Source organism: Mitsuaria sp. 7 (assembly GCF_001653795.1).
Classification (GTDB): domain Bacteria; phylum Pseudomonadota; class Gammaproteobacteria; order Burkholderiales; family Burkholderiaceae_C; genus Roseateles.
In genome coordinates, this window is sequence record NZ_CP011514.1 from 3,760,978 (window position 1) to 3,778,348 (window position 17,371).

General features: G+C 68.6%; 18 protein-coding genes. 13 read left to right on the plus strand and 5 right to left on the minus strand.

What is annotated here, in order from left to right:
• Positions 1-194: 194 nt before the first annotated feature.
• Genes ABE85_RS16470 through ruvC form a run of 3 tightly spaced genes read left to right on the plus strand, consistent with a single transcriptional unit; the run spans position 195 to position 2,376 of the window.
• Entirely contained in the window at positions 195-824 is a 630-nt protein-coding gene (locus ABE85_RS16470; protein WP_067276879.1) for a 1-acyl-sn-glycerol-3-phosphate acyltransferase, read from the plus strand.
• Positions 821-1,807, plus strand: coding sequence for a phosphatidate cytidylyltransferase (locus tag ABE85_RS16475; protein ID WP_067276882.1), 987 nt, complete (start codon positions 821-823; stop codon positions 1,805-1,807). Before ABE85_RS16470 ends, ABE85_RS16475 begins: the two co-directional genes overlap by 4 nt.
• A 20-nt stretch (positions 1,808-1,827) precedes the next feature.
• Positions 1,828-2,376, plus strand: coding sequence for a crossover junction endodeoxyribonuclease RuvC (gene ruvC, locus ABE85_RS16480; protein WP_067276885.1), 549 nt, complete (start codon positions 1,828-1,830; stop codon positions 2,374-2,376).
• Positions 2,377-2,391: 15 nt separating this feature from the next.
• Here the strand turns inward: ruvC and ABE85_RS16485 are convergent, their stop codons facing one another.
• The gene (locus ABE85_RS16485) at positions 2,392-2,901 is read right to left on the minus strand and encodes a cupin domain-containing protein (protein WP_067276889.1); all 510 of its coding nucleotides are present in this window, start codon (positions 2,899-2,901) and stop codon (positions 2,392-2,394) included.
• A 188-nt stretch (positions 2,902-3,089) separates the two neighbouring features.
• Between ABE85_RS16485 and ABE85_RS16490 the strand changes: the two genes are divergently transcribed.
• The 4 genes from ABE85_RS16490 (at position 3,090) to ABE85_RS16505 (ending at position 5,271) form a co-directional block, all read left to right on the plus strand.
• Positions 3,090-3,878: a TIGR04255 family protein gene (locus tag ABE85_RS16490; RefSeq protein ID WP_082938674.1), complete on the plus strand. Its 789-nt coding sequence runs from the start codon at positions 3,090-3,092 to the stop codon at positions 3,876-3,878.
• Positions 3,875-4,372, plus strand: a complete 498-nt coding sequence (locus ABE85_RS16495; protein WP_157522544.1) for a hypothetical protein — start codon at positions 3,875-3,877, stop codon at positions 4,370-4,372. Before ABE85_RS16490 ends, ABE85_RS16495 begins: the two co-directional genes overlap by 4 nt.
• Before the next feature lie 107 nt (positions 4,373-4,479).
• On the plus strand, positions 4,480-4,977 hold the full coding sequence (locus ABE85_RS27655) for a hypothetical protein (RefSeq protein ID WP_157522547.1): 498 nt from the start codon (positions 4,480-4,482) through the stop codon (positions 4,975-4,977).
• A gap of 78 nt (positions 4,978-5,055) precedes the next feature.
• Positions 5,056-5,271, plus strand: coding sequence for a DUF1902 domain-containing protein (locus tag ABE85_RS16505; RefSeq protein WP_067276901.1), 216 nt, complete (start codon positions 5,056-5,058; stop codon positions 5,269-5,271).
• A 3-nt stretch (positions 5,272-5,274) separates the two neighbouring features.
• On the opposite strand, the gene ABE85_RS16510 is transcribed toward ABE85_RS16505, so the two are convergent.
• Entirely contained in the window at positions 5,275-5,610 is a 336-nt protein-coding gene (locus ABE85_RS16510; RefSeq protein WP_067276906.1) for a DUF805 domain-containing protein, read from the minus strand.
• 180 nt (positions 5,611-5,790) lie between these two features.
• Here ABE85_RS16510 and ABE85_RS16515 point away from each other — a divergent pair, with 180 nt between their 5' ends.
• The 6 genes from ABE85_RS16515 (at position 5,791) to ABE85_RS16540 (ending at position 13,777) form a co-directional block, all read left to right on the plus strand.
• Entirely contained in the window at positions 5,791-6,168 is a 378-nt protein-coding gene (locus ABE85_RS16515; protein WP_067276909.1) for a hypothetical protein, read from the plus strand.
• Between the two features lie 60 nt (positions 6,169-6,228).
• Positions 6,229-6,762 (plus strand): RNA polymerase sigma factor, encoded by a 534-nt coding sequence (locus tag ABE85_RS16520; protein ID WP_197507037.1) that lies wholly within the window; start codon positions 6,229-6,231, stop codon positions 6,760-6,762.
• A 10-nt stretch (positions 6,763-6,772) separates the two neighbouring features.
• The gene (locus tag ABE85_RS16525; RefSeq protein WP_067276912.1) at positions 6,773-7,684 is read left to right on the plus strand and encodes an anti-sigma factor; all 912 of its coding nucleotides are present in this window, start codon (positions 6,773-6,775) and stop codon (positions 7,682-7,684) included.
• An 81-nt stretch (positions 7,685-7,765) separates the two neighbouring features.
• Entirely contained in the window at positions 7,766-9,523 is a 1,758-nt protein-coding gene (locus ABE85_RS16530; RefSeq protein ID WP_067276915.1) for an ABC transporter ATP-binding protein, read from the plus strand.
• The gene (locus ABE85_RS16535; protein ID WP_310732584.1) at positions 9,510-11,306 is read left to right on the plus strand and encodes an ABC transporter ATP-binding protein; all 1,797 of its coding nucleotides are present in this window, start codon (positions 9,510-9,512) and stop codon (positions 11,304-11,306) included. Before ABE85_RS16530 ends, ABE85_RS16535 begins: the two co-directional genes overlap by 14 nt.
• A gap of 152 nt (positions 11,307-11,458) precedes the next feature.
• Complete coding sequence (locus tag ABE85_RS16540; RefSeq protein WP_067276918.1) at positions 11,459-13,777, plus strand: PKD domain-containing protein; 2,319 nt, start codon at positions 11,459-11,461, stop codon at positions 13,775-13,777.
• Between the two features lie 117 nt (positions 13,778-13,894).
• On the opposite strand, the gene ABE85_RS16545 is transcribed toward ABE85_RS16540, so the two are convergent.
• Genes ABE85_RS16545 through ABE85_RS16555 form a run of 3 tightly spaced genes read right to left on the minus strand, consistent with a single transcriptional unit; the run spans position 13,895 to position 17,272 of the window.
• Positions 13,895-14,080 carry a hypothetical protein gene (locus tag ABE85_RS16545; protein WP_067276921.1) on the minus strand — a complete coding sequence of 62 codons (186 nt, stop codon included), beginning with the start codon at positions 14,078-14,080 and terminating at the stop codon, positions 13,895-13,897.
• A 19-nt stretch (positions 14,081-14,099) separates the two neighbouring features.
• Positions 14,100-15,035, minus strand: a complete 936-nt coding sequence (lpxC, locus tag ABE85_RS16550; RefSeq protein WP_067276923.1) for a UDP-3-O-acyl-N-acetylglucosamine deacetylase — start codon at positions 15,033-15,035, stop codon at positions 14,100-14,102.
• 23 nt (positions 15,036-15,058) lie between these two features.
• Positions 15,059-17,272 carry a sensor histidine kinase gene (locus ABE85_RS16555; RefSeq protein WP_082938676.1) on the minus strand — a complete coding sequence of 738 codons (2,214 nt, stop codon included), beginning with the start codon at positions 17,270-17,272 and terminating at the stop codon, positions 15,059-15,061.
• Positions 17,273-17,371: the final 99 nt, after the last annotated feature.

The window sequence follows — 17,371 nt, forward strand, 5'->3', positions numbered from 1 at the left end:
GACCGGGGCTTGGGCTGGGGCAGGAAGGGAAGTCGTCATCGGCTTGCTGGCTAACGGAAATAGGGAGAAGGACCGCAGTGTCCGGGGAGTACCCCCTCCGAGGCGATGACCGGTTCTTGTGTGATTTCTCACGAAACCAACTCACTTGAGTGGAACCGCCAAGCCGACGCGGCGGTCCGGGATAATCGGTCCCCATGGTCCTTGCCGAAATCACCGGCCTGTTCCTGTCCTGGCTGGCGCGCCTGATCACCGGCGCGCAGGGACACTGGAAAGGCTGTCCCCCGACGTCCGAACAACGCATCTACTTCGCCAACCATCAGAGCCACTTCGACTGGGTGCTGATCTGGGCCTCGCTGCCTGGCGAACTGCGCGCACGGACCCGCCCGATCGCCGCGCGCGACTACTGGACGAGCTCCAGACTCAAGACCTGGCTCACGAGCGCCGTGTTCAACGCGGTCTACGTGAGCCGCACGCGCGCCACGCCCGACGAGGATCCGCTGGAGCCCCTGGTCGACACGCTGCAGGGCGGCGACTCGCTGGTCATCTTCCCGGAAGGCACCCGCTCGCACAAAGGCGCGCCGCAGGCCTTCAAGGCCGGGCTCTACCACCTGTCCGAACAGTTCCCCGACGTGCAGCTCATCCCCACCTGGATCGACAACGTCCAGCGCGTCATGCCCAAGGGCGAGGTCGTGCCGGTGCCCATCCTGTGCACGGTCACCTTCGGCGCGCCGATCCGGATCGAGCCCGGCGAGGACAAGCGCGCCTTCCTCGAACGCGCCCGCGCCGCCGTGATGGCGCTGCGTCCGGGAGGGTGGAAGGAATGAGGTGGCTCAAGACATTGAACAGCAGCGAGCAGGTGGCCTTCCTGTTCGTGGTGCTGTTCGGCGCGCTGCTGCTGGTGAGCATCGGCTCGGTGCTGTGGTCGCTGCGCGAGCGCCCCGACGATGAACAGGAAGCCTGGCAGGCGCGCTGGTCGCGCTTCCGGCACGAGCTCAACATGGTCTGGGTCGGAGCCTGCCTGTTCTGGGCCGCGTGGGTGTCCGGGCCGGTCGGGGCGACGCTGCTGTTCGCGGTGTTCTCGTTCCTGGCGTTCCGCGAGTTCATCACGCTGCTGCATACGCGCCGCGCGGATCATCGCGGGCTGATCATGGCCTTCTTCGTGATCCTGCCGCTGCAGTACGTGCTGGTGGGGACGCGCCACTTCGACCTGTTCTCGGTGCTGATCCCCGTCTACGGCTTCCTCGCAATCCCGGTGGCCAGCGCGCTGGCAGACGATCCGCAACGGTTCCTCGAACGCAATTCGAAGATCCAGTGGGGCATCATGGTGTGCGTCTACGGCCTGTCGCACGCGCCGGCGCTGCTGCTGCTGGAGATCCCGAAGTACGAGGGCCGCGGCGCCTTCCTGCTGTTCTTCCTGGTGGCCGTGGTGGCCTGCGGCCAGATCGCGCAGGCGATCGCGACCAGCCGCTTCCGCGCCAAGCCGGTGGCGCGGCGGATCAGCCGCTCGTTCACGATGAAGGCGTGGTGGATAGGCGCGTTCACGGCGGCGCTCGCGGGCGCGCTGCTGTACTGGATCACGCCGTTCAAGGCCGGCCAGGCGGCGATCGCCGCGTTCGTCGCGGCGGGCTGCGGCAGCTTCGGCGTGTTCGTGATGCAGGCGCTCAAGCGGGACGCGGGCATCAACGCCTGGGGCAACCGCAGCGCGATCACCGGCGCGGTCGGACTGCTGGACCGCATCGCGGTGATGTGCTTCGCGGCGCCTGTGTTCTTCCATTCGGTGCGGTGGTACTTCCGCGTCGGCACCTGACCCTTGAAGGAGGCGACGGCATGCGCATCCTCGGCATCGACCCCGGCCTGCAGACGACGGGCTTCGGGGTCATCGACTCGGACGGACCGCGGCTGGCGTACGTCGCCAGCGGCACCATCAAGACCAACGCGCTGCCGACCGGCGACCTGCCGGGGCGGCTCAAGATCCTCTACGACGGCATCCGCGAGGTGGTGTCGCGCTACCAGCCGACCTGCGCGGCGGTGGAGATCATCTTCGTCAACGTGAACCCGCAGTCGACGCTGCTGCTGGGACAGGCGCGCGGCGCGGCGCTGACGGCGCTGGTGTCCTGCGACCTGCACGTGTCGGAGTACACCGCGGTGCAGATGAAGAAGGCCATCACCGGGCACGGCGGCGCGGCCAAGTCGCAGGTGCAGGCGATGGTGGCGAGACTGTTGAACCTGCCCGGCGAACCGGGCAAGGACGCGGCGGACGCGCTGGGCATCGCGATCATGGACGCCCATGCGCGCGTGTCCTTCGCGGCGATGGGCAAGCAGACGACGCTGCAGCGGCGGCAGCACGCGCAGTTCAAGGGCTCGCGGACGTATTGAGCAGCGCGACGCCGCTCAGGGCTCGTCCTGCCAGTAGTCGAGGTCGCCCTCGCCCACCTTGCGGATGGCCTCGAACGGGCGGTCCGCCTTGTCGGGGCCGTGCTCGGCCATGAACTTGTTCGAGTCCGGATAGACGCAGATCTCCGGCTGTTCCATCGTGCTGACGGACAGGTAGCGGATCGGCGCGTCCGAGGTGTTGATGATGTGATGCGGGTACTCGGGCCCCGCGGGGATGAAGATCACGTCGCCGGCCTTGATCGGCAGACGCTCGCCGGCGACGCGCAGCGTGCCGGTGCCCTCGAGGATGATGAACATCTCTTCCTGCGCGTAATGCAGGTGGTACGGGCAGGTGGTCTTGCCGGGCTCGACGATGTCGTACGAGGCGCCGAGCTTGCGCGCGGCGGTCCCGCGCGCAAGCCGCGCGAAGCGGGACTCGTACATCGGCTCGCGCGTGAACGAGGTCAGCTCGGCATCATGGAAGTTGCGGATCAGCTGGGCGGCAAGCGCCTGGGCGCGGTCGGTCATGCTGGGGTCTCCTGGCGGTTCTCGATGAACTGAGATGCAAGAACCTCAGACTAGCCCCGAAACTTCAACACCTCGTACCGGGTGTTCACCCGGTCCGTTCTCGACCCAGGAAACGCTGGCTGAGCATGGTCCGCGCACCACTGGCGATCTGATACATTGAGTTCAATAGGACAGGTTGCTACCAGGACATGAGGCACCATTTCAAAGCGCCGCCGGTCAACGAAGTGGTGATTGGCGAAGCCTTCGTACCGAGGGCTGACCTACTGATTCCACTGATCGGTGCATTTTGGGACCGTCATCTCCGTGCGGATTTCCCACGAGTCGAGCACGGCGTGCCCATTGGCAGCGTCGATGGTAGTGTCTACACGGATCCAACCACCGGCTTGGTCCTGCCTCGAGTGTTGATGAGCAGTGCCGATGGTGCATCGCTGGTTCAGTTGCAGCCTGATCGCCTCTATGTGAACTGGCGCAAGATGGAGGACTCCCAGGAGTACCCCCGCTTCGAAGCCGTGCGTGATCGCTATCTGCGCATCCGCGAGCAGTTCAACTTGTTCCTCAAAGAATTGTCAGGCGACGAACTTTCGCCCGCTGGCTACGAGTTGACATACACCAACCCGTTTCTGTCAGCCAATGGCTGGCGCAGCTTTGCCGATCTGCCCAACTTCTTCAAGCCGTGGGCGTGGGACAAGGCAGACTTTGGTTCGGCGCCGAAATCTCTTCGCCTGAACGTTGAAATGGAGCTCCCTGGAGATTGCGGCAAGCTGGTCCTCAACATCAGTCCAGCAATCCGCAAGGTCACCAACGAGCCGGCAATGCGCGTCGATCTGACGGCTCAAGCAGAGGCCACCGTGGCCGCAAGAACGTCGCTCGCTGAGTGGGCCGAAACTGCCCACGTGGCAATCGTCGAAACGTTCGTCAAGATATCCACTGCCGAGAAACTCGCGGAGTGGGGGCATTGGGAGGAACACGGGAAATGATCGAAGTCGAAGAATGGCCCGTCACGCGGGCGACGAATCCGAATTCAGTGAAAGGGCCAAGCCGCGTCCCGGCTGCATCAGGGCTGGACTTGCTATCTCCCGCCCTTGCAGAGACTTCCGCATCAGACCTCCTTTTCGAGGTGGAAAGCGTCGAACAGGTGGCGATGCGCGCAGAGGTGGAGCGTCGGGTTCGTGAGCTTCAGAAAGTGTTCTTGGAAGAGGTCGGACGCTTCCCTTCGCAGACCTCCTTGGAAGCACTTCGACGGTTCATGGGAAGGTTTCAATGGGTGACCCGTCCGGCTCTGTCTTTGGACGTCCACGGGAATTTCGCGGCGACCTGGCGTCGACCAGAAGGATCTTTGGCTCTGCGACTGCTCTCCACCCGCGAGATTCATTACTCGCTCATGACGCCTGACCGTCCGCAGGTCTGGGGCACAGTTGTCCTCGAGAGTCTTTTCCAGACCATCCCTGCGGCGCGCACCATCGTCGGTTGAGCATGCGTGTCGAGGTGCTCGGACCGGGGACGGCAGTTGCTCGGCTGTGCCGCCCCTCACAGCTGGAAGATCAAGGACGCCCGTCCGCCGCCGCATTTCAGGTGCGGATGGACGAGGACAGCCGTCCGCTCGAAGACACGCTTTCGGTGTATTGGATGGACTATCTCGTCGTGCCATTCGCCCCAGATCGTCCAATTCAACTCGAAGCTCTGCGCAGCTATCTCAAGGACGGACACACGGGTTTCCAGGAAATGAAACCAGGAGCAACCTGGGCATTTGCCGTCCTGGAAACAGATCGGCTCATTGAAGCCACCGCACCTGCCGGCGCCATCGAATTCCGAGTCAGTCCACGAGCGGACGAATCCGACAGGTCAATCTGCGTGCGCATAGACGGAGGCTTCGAGTTGGTCAATGGCGCCGAACTTTCTGCCCTCGGTCTGGTGGATCCTCACGCGAGCGTAAATTCCATTCCTCACGCTGCGCCCTTGGAGTGGGCCGTGTGTCACTTCCTCGCCGAACGGGTGATGTCCGCGTGGGAGCCTTTTGGTCCGAAGAGGGCAAAACCCGGCACGCCGTGGCCGATTGCCGGGACAGCCGCCGCATAGCTTCCTACCGATCTATGCGATAGCTTGCGGAGATTCGGCTGACTAACATGGGTCGCTCCTCGCCTCCAGGAGCTCCCCATGCCTCAACCGTTCCAGATCGACGTCAGCCGCGACGTCGCAGCTGACGTCTGGATCGCCCAATCGTCCGAGGTGCCAGGACTTGCCATCGAGGCCAACGACCTCGTGTCCCTTGACGATCGACTGCAGCAGATCGTCCCCGAGCTGCTCGAAGCCAACGGATGTGCCGTCGGCCCCACAACCCGGTGGACTTACCTGCTGCGCCTCAGCGCATGACCCTCACACCGTCGTCGCCGCGCCCACGCCGTACCGGTTCGGCTGGCTCGGCTGCACCAGCCAGTAGATCATCACGATCCAGCCGATCAGCGGGATGAGGCCGACCAGCTGCCACCAGCCGCTGCGGTCGATGTCGTGCAGCCGGCGCGCCGCGACGGCCAAGGACGGCAGCAGCGTCAGCAGCGAGAAGACCAGGCTCAGCTTGTTCGAGATCACGCCCAGGATCGCCGAACCCAGCACCAGGAAGAGCACGAACCACCAGTACTCGGACCGGCTGGCGGTCCCGTTGAAATCCACGTACTTGCGCAGGCAGGTCTGGATCGAATCGCCGAAATTCATGGCACGCCCTCTCTCTCGTGTGAACATGGACAACCCCGGATCGGGGACCGCCGGATCGTAAGGGCCTGCCCCCGCCATGGCGATCCCTCACAGGGAGGAAGAAAGTCAGTTGGAATAAGTGGGCCGCCCACCGTGTTCATGCAATACCCCCCACCTGAACTTCAACCCAGGAGACTCCGCATGACAAAGACCTTCACGCTGACCGCCGCCGCCATCCTGATGGCCGCCGCCGGCCTCGCCGCCGCGCAGTCGGCCCCCGCGACCGCCAAGGGCGACGCGCTGGTCGGCCCCAACGACATGACGCTCTACACCTTCGACAAGGACACCGCCGGCAACGGCAAGAGCGTGTGCAACGGCGGCTGCGCCACCAACTGGCCGCCGCTGATGGCCCGCGCCGACGACAAGGTCTCCGGCGACTGGTCCATCATCACCCGCGACGACGGCTCCAAGCAGTGGGCCTACAAGGGCAAGCCGCTGTACTTCTGGGCTAAGGACGCCAAGCCCGGCGAACGCAACGGTGACGGTATCAACCAGGTCTGGCATACCGCGAAGCCATGAGCGTCAGGTCTTGAGCGCAATGCCCTGACCGGAAGCCCCTCCCCGCAGACCGTCCCGCCCATGCCCCTGGTCCTCGACGAAGCGCTCCCGCTGCTTCCCCGCCTGCGCCGCCACGCGCGGCTGCTGTGCGGCGACCATGCCCGGGCGGACGATCTGCTGCAGGACACGCTGGAACGCGCCGCCCGCAAGGGCGCGCTGTTCCATGCGGAACCCGGACCCACGCGCCAGGACGCCCTGCGCAACTGGCTGCTGACGCTGATGCACCGCCTCTACCTGAACCAGCGGCGCGACGCGCGCGAGGCGCTGCACGATTCGCTGGACGAGGACGACGCGCCGCAGCCGGCCATCGAGGAACCCCAGCAACGCGTCGCGATGCGGCTCGATCTCGAACGCGCGCTGGCGGCCCTGCCCGCGACGGCGCGCGAGATCCTGCTGCTGGTCTGCGTCGAGGAACTCAGCTACCAGGACGCCGCCCGCGTGCTGGACGTGCCGGTGGGCACGGTGATGTCGCGGCTGTCCCGCGCCCGCGAACGGCTGCGCCTGTCGATGGACGGCGCCGCACCGGGCCGCCCGCCGCTGCGGGTGGTGAAATGAGCGCCGCACCATGACGCCCGACGACATCGACTTCGACGAATCCAACCTCCACGCCTACGTGGACGGACAACTCCCGCCTGAACGCGCCGCGCAGGTCGCGGACTGGCTGTTGCGCCACCCGCGTGCCGCGCAGCAGGTGCTCGGCTGGCGCGAACAGCGCGAGTCGCTGAAGGCCCTCCATCGCGACTGGCTCGATGAGCCTGTGCCGCCCTCGCTCACCGCGGCCCTGCGTCCACCGGCGGCGAATGCCTCGCGCTGGCCGCGCGCCTGGGCGGCGGCGCTGTTGCTGGCCGTCGGTCTCGGTGCCGGCGTCGCCGGCGGCTGGGGCGGCCACGCGTGGTGGTACGGCAAGAAGGAAGCCGCCGAGATGGCCGCGGCCGCCGCGGCCGCGCGCGCCGCCGGCCGCGATCCGTCCATTCCCGAATACGTCCGCGACGCCGCCATCGCGCACGCCGTGTACCAGCCCGAGAAGCGCCATCCGGTCGAGGTCGGCGCCGACCAAGCCGATCATCTGATGCAATGGCTGAGCAAGCGGCTCGGACAGCCGCTGTATGCGCCCGTGCTGCGCGACTACGGCTGGAAGCTGGTCGGCGGTCGGCTGCTGCCGGCAGGGGACGATGCCGCGGCAGGCACGTCCTCCGGCGGCGCGGCCCTGGCCCGCGCGCAGTTCATGTACGAGAACGAGACCGGCGAGCGCTTCACGCTCTACGTCAGCACCGGCGCGAGTTCGCCCGACGCGCCGGTGGCCTTCCGCCTGATGCAGCGCGTCGAGGCGGGCCAGACCACGCGCAGCCTCTTCTGGATCGACGGCAAGCTGGCCTATGCGCTCAGCGGCAACTTCGACGAGCGGCGCCTGCGCGTGCTGACCGACCTGGTCCACGCGCGCATCGGCATGATCGCGCGCGCTGCGTCATCCCCCTGAGCGCCCTGAGCGCCTGAGGCTCGCCCGGGCCATGGCCCTGACCTTCCGGCGGTCAGGACCCGGCGGGCACAATGCCCGGCCATGTCGTCGTCTCTCTCACGCCTGATCCTCGGTCATATCCGCGGCCATTGGCGGCCGTACGCGGCCAGCGCGCTGATGCTCAGCACCATCGCCGTCCTGACGGTCTGGATCCCGCGGCAGGTCGGCCACGTCGTCGACGCGCTGGTGTCGCACCGCATCGCCGGCTGGGACCTGCTCGGACAACTCGGCCTGCTCGTGCTGGCCGGTCTCTCGATCTACCTGCTGCGCGTCGGCTGGCGCCTGGCGCTGTTCCGCACGGCGTATGAACTCGGCCGTCAACTCCGCATGCGGCTCTACGCGCAGCTGACGAATCAAGGCCCCACCTTCTTCCACGCGCAGCGCACCGGCGACCTGATGGCGCTGGCGACCAACGACGTCGACGCGATCGAGATGGCCGCGGGCGAAGCGCTGCTCGCCGCCTTCGACGGTTCGCTGACGCTGGTCCTCGTGCTCGGGATGATGACGATCAGCGTCGACTGGCGTCTGGGACTGGCCGCGCTCGTGCCCTTCCCGCTCATGGCCTATGCGTTCTGGCGCATCTCGTCGCGCATCCACGTGGCCTCCGCCGACTCGTTGAAGCGCTTCTCGACGCTGAACCAGCAGGTGCAGGACAGCCTCGCCGGCGTGCGCACGGTACGCGCGCTGGGCCTCGTGCGACGCAGCCGCGAGCAGTTCGGCGAACTGGCCCGCGAGGCCGGTGACGCCTCTTTCCAAGCGCAACGCTGGGAGGCGATGTTCGAACCCGCCGTCGGGCTGTCGCTCGGCGCGGCGACGGTAATCGCGCTCGGCGCCGGCGCGTGGCTGGTCGGCACGAACGTCATCAGCATCGGCCAGTTGACCGCGTTCACGATGTACCTCGGCCAGCTGATCTGGCCGATGTTCGCGGCGGGCTGGGTGCTGTCGCTGCTGGAGCGCGGACGCGCCGCCTGGTCCCGGCTGCAGCCGGTGCTGGACGCGCCGGTCAGCCTGGTGGACACCGGGACGACCGACGTGCCCGCGCATGCCGACATCACGTGGGACCACGTCTCCTTCCACTACCCCGGCATGACGAAGGCGGCGCTCGAGGACATCGCGCTGACGCTGCCGCCCGGCCGCACGCTGGGCATCGTCGGCGCGACGGGCTCCGGCAAGTCGACGCTGCTGCGGCTGCTGCTGCGGCAGTACGAGCCCGACTCCGGCACCGTGCGCCTGGGCGGCGTGCCCGCGCCGGAGATCCGGCTGGACGCGCTGCGGCGCACGCTCGCCTGGGTGCCGCAGGAGCCCTTCCTGTTCTCGGCCTCGGTCGCGGACAACATCGCCCTCGCCCGTCCGGACGCGACGCGCGAGCAGGTCCTCGCGGTGGCCGGACTCGCCGCCGTGCACGACGACATCACGCGGCTGCCGCAGGGCTACGAGACGCTGGTCGGCGAACGCGGCGTCACGCTGTCCGGCGGCCAGCGCCAGCGCGTCGCGATCGCGCGGGCGCTGCTGGCCGAAGCCCCGGTGCTGCTGCTGGACGACGCACTGTCGGCCGTCGACAGCGGCACCGAGACGCAGATCCTCGACCACTGGCGCGAGTTGCGCCAGCGGCATCCCGAGCGCAGCCTCGCCGTCGTCAGCCACCGGCTGTCGGCGGTGATGGAGGCCGACGAGATCGTCGTGCTGAAGCAGGGCCGCATCGTCGAACGCGGCCGCCATGACGAGCTGCTCGCGCTGGGCGGCTGGTATGCCGGCCAGTGGCGCTATCAACAACTGGAGGCCAGCCTTGACGCCGCCTGAGACCGCGTCCGGCAAGGACGGCAAGAACCCGGCAAGCCCGCAGAACGACCACTCGCCGCGAGAGGCGCTGGCGCTGCTGGCGCAGGCCGCCGCGCCGGAGCGACGCGGATTGGTGAAGGGCCTGGGCTGGCTGGTCGTCGCCGCGGCGCTGGAAGCCATCGGCCCGATCCTCGGCAAACACTTCATCGATGCGCACGTGCTGACGCGCAACTTCGAGCTCGGCCCGATGGCGTTGCTGCTGGGGTCCATGCTGCTCGCGGGCTGGACCGCCAGCCTGCTGCGTTACGCGCAGCTGCGCCGCATGGCCTCGGTCGCGCGGCGCTCGGTGCTGCGCCTGCGCGAGCAGGTCTACGCCCACGTGCTCGCGCAGCCGATGGCCTTCTTCGACCGCAGCATCAGCGGTCAGCTGCTGAGCCGCATCACCAACGACACCGACGCGGTCAACAACCTGTACCGCCAGGTGCTGTTCGTGATGCTGGACTCGACGATCGTCGTGGCCGGCGCGCTGGTCGCGATGGCGTGGCTGGACTGGCGGCTGATGCTGATCGTGCTGGCGCTGGTGCCGGCCAGTTCCGGGATCATCTGGCTCTACCAGCGCGCGAGCAGCGGCCCGGTGCAGCGGGCCCGCGCGCTGCGCGCCGAGCTCAACGCGCAGATGGCCGAGAGCATGGCCGGCATGGCGATGCTGCAGTCGGCCGGCGCGGCGCAGCGTTTCGCCGCGCGCTACGAGACCGCCAACCGCGCGCAGCTGGAGGCGCGCGTGCAGGAGCTGCGCGCCAACGCCTGGCTGCTGCGCCCGGCGCTGGACCTGCTCAACGTGCTGCTGATCGTGACGGTGATCTACGGCTTCGGACTGCGCGAGCTGTCGGGCCTGGAGGTCGGTCTGCTGTACGCGTTCCTCGCCTACATCGCGCGCGTCGTCGAGCCGCTGATCCAGATCACGATGCAGTTCAGCCAGCTGCAGCAGGCGCTGGTGGCGGCGTCACGCGTGCGCTCGCTGCTGCGCGAACCCTGCGAGCCGAGGTCCTACCAGCCCGACCTGGTGGTCGGCGCGGGCGCGATCCGCTTCGAGCACCTGCAGTTCGCCTACAAGGCCGGGCAGCCGGTGCTGCGCGACCTGGACCTCGACATCCCGGCCGGCAGCTTCGTCGGCATCGCGGGTCACACGGGCTCGGGCAAGTCGACGCTGCTGGCGCTGCTGCTGCGCTTCTACCAGCCGCAGCAGGGCCGCATCCTGATCGACGGACAACCGCTAGCCCGGCTGCCCGACGAGACCTTCCACGCCGCGCTCGGCCTGGTGCCGCAGGAGCCCTACCTGATCGCCGGGAGCGTGCGCGAGAACATCCGCATGGGACGCGCTATCTCCGACGAGAAGATCGAGGCCGCAGCCCGCGCGTCGCGCGCGCATGAGTTCCTCAGCGCGCTGCCGCAGGGCTACGACAGCCGGCTGGGCGACGGCGGGCTGGCGGTGTCGACCGGGCAGAAGCAGCTGATCGCGCTGGCCCGCGCACTCGCCGGGGACCCGCGCATCCTGCTGCTCGACGAGGCGACGGCCAACATCGACAGCGCGACCGAGGCGCAGGTCGGCGAAGCGCTGCGTGCACTGCGCGGCCAGGTCACGGTCATCGCGATCGCGCACCGGCTGTCGACGATCCGCGAGGCCGACCAGATCGTGGTGCTGAATCACGGCCACCTCAACGAGCGCGGCACGCACGACGAGCTGATGGCGATCGCCGGCGGGATCTACCAGCGGCTGGTGCAGCTGCAGGCGCTGGAGGAGTGAGCCGGAGAGGCGCAGATCGCACAGGCATGGCCTGACCCTCCGCGAATGAGGGGTGCGAACCCGGCGTTCAGGCCGGGGCGCAAGGCGCCCGCTTCCCTAGAATCCGCGGCGCCCGAGGCGTCAGATCTCGCGGCGTTCAGGGAGTTCTCCTCATGCATCGATTCCTTCGCGGGGCGCGTCGCGCCCTGCTGTCTGCCGTCGTCCTGACGGTGCTCACCGCCTGCGGCGGCGGCGGCGGGTCGGACAGTCCGGCCAACCCGTCGGCCAACAACAAGCCGCCCCAGATCAGCATCCTGGGCAGCGGCGACGTGCGGGCCATGGCCACCGGGGCGGCCGGCCTCGGCGCGACCGTCGGCGGCATCGTCCGCCTGGATGCGGGCGCGAGCTCCGACCCCGACAGCGACGCGCTGGGGTTCGAGTGGCGGCTGGTCGCACGGCCCTCGGGCAGCGCCCTGGTGCTGGGCGACACGAAGGGCAAGGTGCTGCAGTTCTCGCCGGATGTGCTCGGCGACTACAGCGTGGAGCTGAAGGTCACCGACGGTCGCGGCGGCCAGGTCACGCAGCTGGTGCCGGTCTCCGTGGACAACCACGCACCGGTCGGCAACGTGGTGGTCCAGGTGACGCCGGTCGTCGAAGGCCAGGCGTACAACATCGCCAACGCCACGGTGGGCTATGTCTATCAGCTCGACAGCGGCGCGTCGACGGATGCCGACAACGACCTCGCGAGCCGCAAGTGGGAGATCCTGAGCAAGCCCGCGGGCAGCGCCGTGACGCTGGCGTCGCCGACGGCCACCGCGATCAGCCTGTCGCCCGACGTGATGGGCGACTACTCGCTGCGGCTGACCGTCACCGACGCGCGCGGCGCGAGTTCCACCTCCGCCATCCTCGTGCAGGCGAACAACCGCCGCCCCGTGGCGGCGATCACGAACAACGCCACCCCCGAGGCGCTGCCCTCCGCTCCGTCCATCAGCGTGCCGCAGCACACGCAGCTCACGCTGCGCGGCGGTGACAGCCAGGATGCCGACGGCGATGCGCTGACCTATCTGTGGACGCTGGTCGGCAAGCCCGCCGGCAGCGCCGCGGCGCTGTCGTCGACCTCCGCGATCAATCCGACCGTCACCGTCGATGCCGAAGGCCCGTACCAGTTCCGCCTGCGCGTGACCGACACGGCCGGTGCCTTCTCGGAACGCACGCTGACGGTCAACGTCGGGGTCGAGCCGCCGGTGGCGCTGGTCGACCGCGCCCGCATCACGCTGCTCGCGGGCCAGACGGCCCAGTCCAGCGCCTCGCCGAGCTTCGACCGCGATGGCGACGCACTGAGCTTCAGCTGGTCGCTCGACGCGCGCCCGGCCGGCAGTGCCGCGACGATCGCGACGCCCAACCAGGCGGCGCTGAGCTTTGTCCCGGACGTGGCGGGGACCTACGTCGCCACGGTCACCGTCTCGGACGGCCGATTCACCGCCAGCACCGGCGTCGAGATCCGCGCGCTGGCCAGCATCGCGACCTCGGTGTCGCTGGGCTTCACGCCGCTGGACGCCCGCTACAGCAGCGGACTGGACAAGGTGGTGATGACGACCGCCGCGCCGGGACTGCGCATCGTCGATCCGGCCACGGGCACCGTCGAGTCCGTGGTGCTGCCGCTCGCGGTCAAGAACTTCAGCCTCAGCCCGCAGGGCCGACTCGCGGCGGTGCTGCATGAAGGCCTCGTCACTCTCGTCGACGTGCAGAACGCGACGGTGCTGCGGACCTCGCCCACGCTCGGTTCGCAGACGGAGGCGATGGTCGACGACGCCAGCTTCGTCATGCTGATGGGCCAGACCGGCGGTCAGTGGGTGACGCCGGCGGTGACCGTGATGAACGGACGCACCGGGCAGTTCGTGACGCAGAGCCAGCAGGTGAACGGAGGCACGTTCTACGGCACGCAGTACGGCATCTTCTCGGGCAAGCTCAACAAGGCCTTCGTGATGGCGCAGGGCCTGTCGCCGGCCGACATCTCCTTCTTCACCATCGATCCTGCCACGCACCAGTTCAGCGGTTCGGGCGACAGCCCGTACCACGGCACGTACGCCATGCAGGCACCGCTGTTCCTGACGGACGCCGAGGATGTGCTCTTCACCGTGTTCGGCACCTTCTTCTCGACGCAGGACCTGACCTACCGCGGAAAACTGGTGGGACTGACGCGGGAGGTGCGCAGCCTGTCCAACAAGGCGTCGGCCGAAGAGACGCTGGTGGTGGAGGGCCCCGGACAGTACTTCCCATATTCGAGCCAGACGCTGCTGCCGAGCTACAAGCGCTATACCTCAAGCCTGATGCTGCCCCAGGCGGACCTGTCGCTGCCGACGATAGGCGGCCAGCAGAGCTACGGGCTGCAGGTCTTCCATTCGTCCACGGGCCGCCACGTCCTGCTGGTGCAGACCGGCAGCGCCACGCGCCAGGACCCGGCTGCGCAGTACCACGTGTTCACGCGCTGATCGCCGCCTGCAGTGCGCTCGTGCAAAGGGCCGCCGGAGTGATCCGGCGGCCCTTTTTTCCTTCCTTGGCGCAGAGGCGATGCGCGCGGCTCTCAGGCCGGCGGCGATCTCGCCCGGTCAGACGAGCAGCACCAGCCGCTCCAGGATCAGCACCGCGAAGAAGCCGATGCCGGCGATCACGGTCCACTTGATCAGCAGGATGCCGCGGCGGCGCCAGATAGGCTGCCTCGTGCCGAGGTAGATGGCGAAGCACAGCAGGCCGCCGGCCAGCAGCAGCGCGAAGACGAGGCGGAAGACGAGCACCTTCAGCGATCCGTCGCGCTCACCACGCCGGCGCCAGTTCGGCGAATCCCGCCGGCGCCTCGCGCTCGTCCTCGAAGGTCACGATCTCGTAGGCCTCGGCGTCCGACAGCAGCTCGCGCAGCAGCAGGTTGTTCAGCGCGTGTCCGCCCTTGAACGAGGTGTACGCCGCCAGCAGCGGATGCCCCACGACCTGCATGTCGCCGATCGCGTCGAGGATCTTGTGTTTCACGAATTCGTCGTCGTAGCGCAGGCCTTCGGCGTTCAGCACGCGGTAGTCGTCGACCACGATCGCGTTGTCCATGCTGCCGCCCAGCGTCAGCCCGCGCGAGCGCATCAGCTCGATGTCCTTGGTCATGCCGAAGGTGCGCGCCCGCGCGATCTCGCGCTTGTACTGGCCGCTGCCCATGTCGAACACGTACTGCTGGCCCGTCGCCGACACGGCCGGGTTGTCGAACTCGATCTGGAAGCTCAGCGTGTAGCCGTGGTGCGGCACCAGCTTCGCCCACATCAGGCTCTTGCCCTCGCCCTTGCGCACCTCCACCGGCTTCTTCACCCGCAGAAACTGCTTGGGCGCGTTCTGCAGCTCGATGCCCGCGGACTGCAGCAGGAAGACGTAGCTCGCCGCCGATCCGTCCAGCACCGGGACCTCGTCCGCGTTGATGTCGATCAGCAGGTTGTCCAGCCCCAGGCCCGCGCACGCGGACAGCAGATGCTCGATGGTCTGCACCTTGGGCTGGCCCGGATCGCCCTGCGGGCTGATCGTCGTGGCCATGCGCGTGTCGCAGACGCTGTGCGTGTTCACCGGGATGTCGACCGGCTGCGCCAGGTCCACGCGCCGGAACACGATGCCCGTGCCGGGCGCCGCCGGACGCAGCGTGATCTCCACCTTCTGGCCGCTGTGGATGCCGACCCCGACCGCACGGGTCAGCGACTTGATGGTGCGTTGCTTGATCATCCGTCCATTGTCCCAAAACGGGATCAACCTTGCTGGGTCCCCGGCTGGCCGCTCAACGGGGTCGTCGACGGGGCAGTCGACGAGGCATTGGCCTGGTCCACCGCCTCGCGATCGGCGCGGGCCACCAGCAGCCGCAGCGTCACCACCGTGCCGTGGCCGGGGCTGCTGTCCACGCGCAGCGAACCGCCCAGCACCTTCGCGCGCCGCTGCAGGCCGCGCAGCCCGCGGCCCTGCGCGATCGAGGCCACGTCGAAGCCCTCGCCGTCGTCCTCGACACGGATCTCCACGCGCTTGCCGAGGTCGCGCGTCACCACCCGCACCCGCGAGGCTCTCGCATGCTTGAGCGCGTTCGTCAGCGCCTCCTGCATCAGCCGCAGCACGTGCAGCGCGTCCGGCGGCTCCAGCCACTCCAGCGGCGGCAGGTCGTGCACGTCCCACTCGAGCTTGAGTCCGCCCAGCTGCAGCCGCTTGCCCAGCCGGTAGCGCATCGTCGCCAGCAGCGAGACGATGTCGTGCCCCACCGGCTCCAGCGAATCGATCACCAGCCGCAGGTCGTCCACGCATTCGCGCAGCACCGTCACGACCTGCTCCTGCGGCATCGTGCCCTGCTCCACCGCCACCATGGCCGACAGCAGCGACGAGCCCAGCCCGTCGTGCATGTCCTGCATGATCCGCTGCCGCTCCAGCAGCAGCGCCTGCTGGCGCTCGACCTCGCGCAGCTTGTCGTGCTGCGCGCTCAGCTGCGCGCTCTGCTCCTGCAGCCGCTCCCCGAGCTGCCCGTTGGCGCGCTCCACGCCGCGCAGCGCCTCGATGTAGCGGAACTGCACGGCGTAGAGGAAGCTCGCCAGGATCACCAGCGTCGCGAAGGGCATCAGGTAGATGTGCTCCGGCCACCACCAGCCCGCGAGCAGCCCCAGGTCGTGCACGCCCAGCACGACGCCGATCACCAGCGCGCCGGCCATCACGCGCAGCTCGCGCGTCCCCTGGCGCCAGGCCACGCTGGCCACGAAGCCCGTGCCCGCCAGGCCCACCACCGCATTGCAGATGTGCAGCAGCACCAGCGCGTCGAAGCCGTTGCCCCACAGCGGCATCGCCGCCAGGCTGGACACCAGCACGAAGAGCGCGATGCCCCGTTCGAAGCGCGCGAATCGCTGCCGCGCGAAGCGCAGCGCGAAGAGGAAGGTCAGCAGCATCACCCACGACATCGACGCGTGCGTGACCCACCAGAACCATTCGAGCGCATCGCGGGTGCGCGGCAGGTCCAGGTGGTAGTGGAGGTTGCGCACCAGCCAGGCGACGGCGGCCAGCGCGAACAGCAGGTAGGAGGAATCCTCGCGCCGCTTCGCCCACAGCATGAGCGCGAAGAGCCCCAGCGTCACCAGCGTCAGGCCGGTCGCCTGCGGCACGCCGATCTGCAGCACCCAGCGGCGGTCGTGGCGCGGCTCCAGGTCCTCGCGCGCGCCCAGCCACACGCTGGACACCGAGTAGTAGCCGGCCTGCATCACCGGCACCGCGATGATCACCTCGATCTCGCGCGCCTGCTGGATCTCGGTCAGCGCCGACGGCAGCACCACCCACAGCGGCCGCACCCACTGCTCGCGCGCGCCGGACTGGTTGTCGAAGACCGGCCGCCAGCCGTCGTCGGTCTTCACCAGCACCGCCGCCGCCAACGCCACCAGCCGCGGCATGTAGAGCGCGACGCTGGTCGGCCAGCGGCCGTTCGGCGCGGCGTAGCGCACGCGGTACCAGCGCATCTGGAAGCGCGCGTCGCTCGTGTGCTGCGTGGCTTCGCGCTGCTGCACCTCGGGCAGCGTGATCCGCTGCCACGACGAGGCGTCCTCCGGCGGCAGCAGCGCCTGCGGCAGCGCGCCGTTCGCGCCGTCCATGACGCGCAGCGCGCGCCACCAGGCCTTGAGCTGATCCTGCGTCCAATCGCTGGTGGCGACCTCCGCCTCGGTCGCGCGCTGCGCGCCGACGGGCGGCGCGGCGTCAGGCACAGGGCGGGCCGGGCCGAGCGGCGAGGCACGCGAGACCTGCGCCGCAGTCGCCGGGCCGGTCGCATGCGCGGGCTGCCCGCCTTGAGCGCGGCCCAGGTCGGGCGTCAACGCGAAGAAGGCCAGCACCAGACTCGCGAGCAACGCGACCAGCAACGGCGTCGACGGGCGAGACGCCCACCCCCACCGCGCACGCGCGGTCGGCGGTACCGACGTCGTTTTCCCCACCTCAGCCTGGACCATGCATTCGCTCTGTCTTGTGATCGCGCGCCAGTGTGCCGAAGTTCACTGAACGGCACGAGCATTCAATTGCAACAACGTCCCGCAACCGCCAGGGCAGCG

Bases quoted from the DNA above. Each gene is read 5' to 3' on its own strand.
- ABE85_RS16470 (WP_067276879.1), top strand. From the start codon at position 195: ATGGTCCTTGCCGAAATCACCGGCCTGTTCCTGTCCTGGCTGGCGCGC.
- ABE85_RS16475 (WP_067276882.1), top strand. From the start codon at position 821: ATGAGGTGGCTCAAGACATTGAACAGCAGCGAGCAGGTGGCCTTCCTG.
- ruvC (WP_067276885.1), top strand. From the start codon at position 1,828: ATGCGCATCCTCGGCATCGACCCCGGCCTGCAGACGACGGGCTTCGGG.
- ABE85_RS16485 (WP_067276889.1), bottom strand. From the start codon at position 2,901: ATGACCGACCGCGCCCAGGCGCTTGCCGCCCAGCTGATCCGCAACTTC.
- ABE85_RS16490 (WP_082938674.1), top strand. From the start codon at position 3,090: ATGAGGCACCATTTCAAAGCGCCGCCGGTCAACGAAGTGGTGATTGGC.
- ABE85_RS16495 (WP_157522544.1), top strand. From the start codon at position 3,875: ATGATCGAAGTCGAAGAATGGCCCGTCACGCGGGCGACGAATCCGAAT.
- ABE85_RS27655 (WP_157522547.1), top strand. From the start codon at position 4,480: ATGGACGAGGACAGCCGTCCGCTCGAAGACACGCTTTCGGTGTATTGG.
- ABE85_RS16505 (WP_067276901.1), top strand. From the start codon at position 5,056: ATGCCTCAACCGTTCCAGATCGACGTCAGCCGCGACGTCGCAGCTGAC.
- ABE85_RS16510 (WP_067276906.1), bottom strand. From the start codon at position 5,610: ATGAATTTCGGCGATTCGATCCAGACCTGCCTGCGCAAGTACGTGGAT.
- ABE85_RS16515 (WP_067276909.1), top strand. From the start codon at position 5,791: ATGACAAAGACCTTCACGCTGACCGCCGCCGCCATCCTGATGGCCGCC.
- ABE85_RS16520 (WP_197507037.1), top strand. From the start codon at position 6,229: ATGCCCCTGGTCCTCGACGAAGCGCTCCCGCTGCTTCCCCGCCTGCGC.
- ABE85_RS16525 (WP_067276912.1), top strand. From the start codon at position 6,773: ATGACGCCCGACGACATCGACTTCGACGAATCCAACCTCCACGCCTAC.
- ABE85_RS16530 (WP_067276915.1), top strand. From the start codon at position 7,766: ATGTCGTCGTCTCTCTCACGCCTGATCCTCGGTCATATCCGCGGCCAT.
- ABE85_RS16540 (WP_067276918.1), top strand. From the start codon at position 11,459: ATGCATCGATTCCTTCGCGGGGCGCGTCGCGCCCTGCTGTCTGCCGTC.
- lpxC (WP_067276923.1), bottom strand. From the start codon at position 15,035: ATGATCAAGCAACGCACCATCAAGTCGCTGACCCGTGCGGTCGGGGTC.
- ABE85_RS16555 (WP_082938676.1), bottom strand. From the start codon at position 17,272: ATGGTCCAGGCTGAGGTGGGGAAAACGACGTCGGTACCGCCGACCGCG.